6 protein-coding genes and 1 pseudogene are annotated in these 4,230 nt (G+C 74.9%); 5 read left to right on the forward strand and 2 right to left on the reverse strand.

Annotated features, from left to right (window positions below; genetic code table 11):
• Positions 1–639 (forward strand): carbon-nitrogen hydrolase family protein (locus AC2W7G_RS10365; RefSeq protein ID WP_485868362.1); only part of this gene is annotated, 639 nt, incomplete at its 5' end.
• A 24-nt stretch (positions 640–663) separates the two neighbouring features.
• Here the strand turns inward: AC2W7G_RS10365 and AC2W7G_RS10370 are convergent.
• Together AC2W7G_RS10370 and AC2W7G_RS10375 are read right to left on the reverse strand one after the other, a co-directional pair.
• Positions 664–1,104 carry a GNAT family N-acetyltransferase gene (locus AC2W7G_RS10370; protein ID WP_485868363.1) on the reverse strand — a complete coding sequence of 147 codons (441 nt, stop codon included), beginning with the start codon at positions 1,102–1,104 and terminating at the stop codon, positions 664–666.
• Positions 1,101–1,424: a hypothetical protein gene (locus AC2W7G_RS10375; protein ID WP_485868364.1), complete on the reverse strand. Its 324-nt coding sequence runs from the start codon at positions 1,422–1,424 to the stop codon at positions 1,101–1,103. The genes AC2W7G_RS10370 and AC2W7G_RS10375 overlap by 4 nt, the downstream gene beginning before the upstream one ends.
• A 103-nt stretch (positions 1,425–1,527) precedes the next feature.
• Between AC2W7G_RS10375 and AC2W7G_RS10380 the strand changes: the two genes are divergently transcribed.
• From AC2W7G_RS10380 to AC2W7G_RS10395, 4 genes and pseudogenes are all read left to right on the forward strand, one after another.
• Positions 1,528–2,043, forward strand: a complete 516-nt coding sequence (locus AC2W7G_RS10380; RefSeq protein ID WP_485868365.1) for a 2Fe-2S iron-sulfur cluster-binding protein — start codon at positions 1,528–1,530, stop codon at positions 2,041–2,043.
• On the forward strand, positions 2,040–2,669 hold the full coding sequence (locus tag AC2W7G_RS10385) for an FAD binding domain-containing protein (RefSeq protein WP_485868366.1): 630 nt from the start codon (positions 2,040–2,042) through the stop codon (positions 2,667–2,669). The genes AC2W7G_RS10380 and AC2W7G_RS10385 overlap by 4 nt, the downstream gene beginning before the upstream one ends.
• 66 nt (positions 2,670–2,735) lie before the next feature.
• Positions 2,736–3,020, forward strand: a pseudogene (locus AC2W7G_RS10390) (FAD binding domain-containing protein); the annotation flags it as partial.
• Positions 3,017–4,230, forward strand: a 1,214-nt coding sequence (locus tag AC2W7G_RS10395; RefSeq protein ID WP_485868367.1) for a xanthine dehydrogenase family protein molybdopterin-binding subunit, incomplete at its 3' end; no start/stop codon positions are given. The pseudogene AC2W7G_RS10390 and the gene AC2W7G_RS10395, both read left to right, overlap by 4 nt.

Raw genomic sequence — 4,230 nt, forward strand, 5'->3', positions numbered from 1 at the left:
TACGTCATGCCGCCGCCCCGTCGTTCGAGGCGGACGACCCGGTGCTCGCGCCGCTCGACGAGGCCGCCACCGCGGCCGGCGTGCTCGTGCTGGCCGGCGCCGCCCGTGCCGACCCCGGACGGACTGCGGCTGAGCCTGCTGGCGCTCGGCGGGGGAGTGCGCCGCGTCTACGACAAGCAGCACCTGGTCGAGGGCGAGCAGCCGCACTTCGTGCCCGGCGAGCACGGGGTCGTGCTGGACGTCGAGGGCTGGCCGGTGGGGCTGAGCGTCTGCTACGACGGCTCCTTCCCCGAGCACGCCCGGGCCGCGGCGCAGGCCGGCGCGGCGCTGTACGTCAACGCGATGGCGTTCTTCGCCGGGAGCGAGCACCGCCGCGACCTGTACTACCGCTCCCGCGCGCTAGACAACGGCATGTACGTGCTCACCGCCGGGCTGGTCGGACGGTGCGGCGACGCCGAGTTCAACGGCGGCGCCGCCGTGCACGACCCCGAGGGACGCACGATCGCGTCCGCCCCGGCCGGCGAGGAGGCCGTCGTCGTGGCCGAGCTCGACCGCCGAGTCGTCGAGTCGACACGAGCGGCGCACCCGATGCTGGCCGACGTCCGCGACCTCGGTGCCGTCGTGCACGTCCCCGCCTGACCGGACCGCTCCTCGAGGAGTCGCTCAGGTCGCCATGTCGTAGGTGACCCACGTCGTGCGCGTGGCCACGCGGTCGTACACCGCCTGCGCTCGGTGGTTGTCGTCCGCGGTGACCCACCGCACCACCGACCAGCCGCGCTGGCGGGCGAGCGTCCGCACGGCGTCCAGCAGCGCGTCGACCACGCCCGTGCCCCGGGCGGCCGGGTCGACGAACAGGTCGTCCAGCCAGCCGCCGACCGAGCCGGCGAGCGGACGCGCGAACGCGCGCACGTGGGCCAGGCCGACCAGCACGCCGTCCCGCTCGGCGACCAGGGCCTCGACCTCGTGCGCCGGGTCGTGGATCCAGCCCCATACGAGGGACTGGTCGACCGAGTCCTGCTCGTAGAACGTGGCGTAGGCGGCGTAGAGCGCGCGCCACGAGGCCTCGTCCTGCGGCCGGGCCGGACGCACCTGGACGGCGCTCACGAGGCGGCCGCGCGGAGCTGGTCGGCCAGACGCTCGACGGCCTTGCGGTTCTTGGCGCCGTCCAGCAGCGCCTTGCCGCGGTCGGGCCGCGTGTCGGCGGTGATCTCCACGCGCGACCCGGTGGCCGTGGGCTCCACGCGCGCGACGACGTCCAGCTCCCAGCTGAGCAGCGTCTTGCGCGTCCGGAACGTCAGGGTGAGGCCGTCGGCGGACGCCTCGCCGGGCGTGAACCGGTTCTCGGCGACGACGCGCCGGACCGCGGCCACGGCCTGCTCAGGCGCGACGTCGAGGTCGACGGTGGTGGTGGCGGACGATCCCATGCTTTCCCCTCCTCTGCGGTGGCCCCGAACCTAGCGTGCGGGCTCGACCGGACGCCGCTCGCTCGTCGTGCGGGCCGGGCGAGCCGTGCGTAGCGTCACGAGGGTGACCCAGCCTCCCTCCTCGCCCCTGGTCGTGACGGTGAACGGCACCCGGCACGAGCTCACGGTCGACAACCGCACGTCCCTGCTCGACCTGCTGCGCGAGCGACTGCGCCTGACCGGCTCCAAGAAGGGCTGCGACCACGGCCAGTGCGGCGCCTGCACGGTGCTCGTGGACGGCCGGCGCACCAACGCGTGCCTGGCCCTGGCCGTGACGCTCGACGGCCGCGAGGTCACCACGGTGGAGGGGCTCGCCGACGGCGACGCGCTGCACCCCGTGCAGCAGGCCTTCCTCGACCACGACGCGTTCCAGTGCGGCTACTGCACGCCCGGCCAGATCTGCTCGGCGGTCGGCGCCCTCGACGAGCTCGCGCAGGGGTGGCCGAGCCACGTCACCGACGACCTGGCCGGCGACGCCGAGGCGTCGGCCGAGGAGGTGCGCGAGCGGATGAGCGGCAACCTGTGCCGGTGCGGGGCCTACGCGCACATCGTCACCGCGGTGCAGGAGGCGGCGCGATGAGGGCCTTCGACTACGTCCGGCCGGAGACCGAGGACGAGGCGCTGGCGCTGCTGGCCGAGCCGGGCACGTCCGCCCTCGCCGGCGGCACCAACCTGGTCGACCTCATGCGGCTCGGGGTGGCCCGGCCCGAGCGGGTCGTGGACGTCGACCGGCTCGGGTCCACCGAGGTCGTCGAGCGCGACGGGTCGCTGTGGATCGGCGCCGGGGTGCGCAACAGCGACCTGGCCGCGCACCCAGTCGTCCGCGAGCGGCTCCCCGGGCTCTCCCGGGCGCTGCTCGCCGCCGCGTCCGGGCAGCTGCGCAACCGCGCCAGCACCGGCGGCAACCTGCTGCAGCGCACCCGCTGCGTCTACTTCATGGACCCGGCCAAGCCGTGCAACAAGCGTGAGCCGGGCACCGGCTGCCCGGCCGTCGACGGGCTCTCGCGCGACCTGGCCGTGCTCGGCACGTCCGAGCACTGCATCGCGACCCACCCGGGCGACATGTCGGTCGCGCTGGTCGCCCTCGACGCGGTCGTGCACGTGCGCACCGCCGACGGCGAGGCGAGCATCCCGGCGGTCGACTTCCACCGGCTGCCCGGCGCGAGCCGCACCGGGACACGAACCTGCCGCCCGGCGCGCTGGTGACCGCGGTCGAGGTGCCGCTGACCGGGCTCGGCAGCGCTCGACCTACCGCAAGGCGCGCGACGGCGCTCGTTCGCGTTCGGCCTGGTCACCGTCGCGGCGGCGCTGACCGTCGAGGACGGGGTCGTCGACGACGTCCGCCTGGTGCTCGGCTCGGTCGCGCACAAACCGTGGCGGGCCACCGTGGCCGAGGACGCGATCCGCGGCCGGACGCCCAACGGGTCGCTGTTCGACGACGCCGTCCGGGCCGAGCTCGCGGCGGCACGTCCCACCGAGCAGAACGCGTTCAAGGTCGAGCTGGCCCGGCGGCTGTCCGTCGCGACGCTCCACGAGCTGGCGGGAGGACAGGCATGACCGTGCTCGGCCACGACCACGTCCGGGTCGACGGACGCGACAAGGTCACGGGCCTGGCCCGCTACGCCGTCGAGAAGCGCCCCGACGACGCGCTCCACGCCTGGGTCGTCCGTGCCACCGTGCCCCGCGGGCGCGTCACCGGGATCGACGTCGACGCGGCCCGTGCGCTGCCCGGCGTCGTGCACGTCCTGACCTGGCGCGACGCACCGCGTCTGCAGGACGCCGACGACGCCGAGCTGCAGGTGCTGCAGGACGACCGGGTCGCCTACCGCGGCCAGGTCGTCGCCCTCGTCGTGGCCGAGACGCTGGAGACCGCCCGCGAGGCGGCTGCCCTGCTCGACGTGCAGTACGTGACCGAGCCGCACGACGTCGGCCTGACGATCGACCACCCCGGCCTGTACGCGCCCGAGCAGGCCAACGCCGGCGCCGAGACCGACAGCGCGCGCGGCGACGTCGAGGAGGGCCTCGCGTCGTCCGTGCACGTCCACGAGGCGGTCTACGCGACGCCGGCGCTGTTCAACAACCCGATGGAGCCGCACGCCACCGTCGCCTGGTGGGAGGGCGACAGCCTGCACCTGGTCGACTCCACCCAGGGCACCACCCCGGTCGCCCAGACGCTGGCGACCCTGTTCGGGCTCGAGGAGTCGCAGGTCCGGGTGACCGCCGAGCACGTCGGCGGCGGCTTCGGCTCCAAGGGCGAGCCCAAGGCGAACCCCGTCCTCGCGGCGCTGGCCGCGAAGGTCGTCGGGCGCCCGGTCGCGCTGGCCTGGACCCGGCAGATGATGTTCGGCCTGGCCGGCTACCGGACGCCGACGATCTCGCGCGTCCGGCTGGGCGCGGACGCCGAGGGCCGGCTGCAGGCCATCTCGCACGAGGCGTTCTCGCAGACGTCCCGCATCAAGGAGTTCACCGAGCAGACCGCCGAGTACGTGCGCCACATGTACGCCTCGCGCACGGCCCTGACCACGCACCGGGTGACGCAGCTGGACGTCCACACGCCGAGCTGGATGCGGGCCCCGGGGGAGTGCCCGGGGGCCTACGCCATCGAGTCGGCGCTGGACGAGCTCGCGCACGTCGCCGGCATCGACCCGGTCGAGCTGCGCCGACGCAACGAGCCCGACGCCGACCCCGAGACCGGCGCGCCGTACTCCAGCCGCCAGCTGATGGCCTGCCACGACCGAGCGGCCGAGCTGTTCGGCTGGGCCGGCCG

It is taken from the genome of Aeromicrobium sp. PFPM2_SD2, from assembly GCF_057364525.1.

Bases quoted from the DNA above. Each gene is read 5' to 3' on its own strand.
- AC2W7G_RS10375 (WP_485868364.1), bottom strand. From the start codon at position 1,424: ATGGGATCGTCCGCCACCACCACCGTCGACCTCGACGTCGCGCCTGAG.
- AC2W7G_RS10385 (WP_485868366.1), top strand. From the start codon at position 2,040: ATGAGGGCCTTCGACTACGTCCGGCCGGAGACCGAGGACGAGGCGCTG.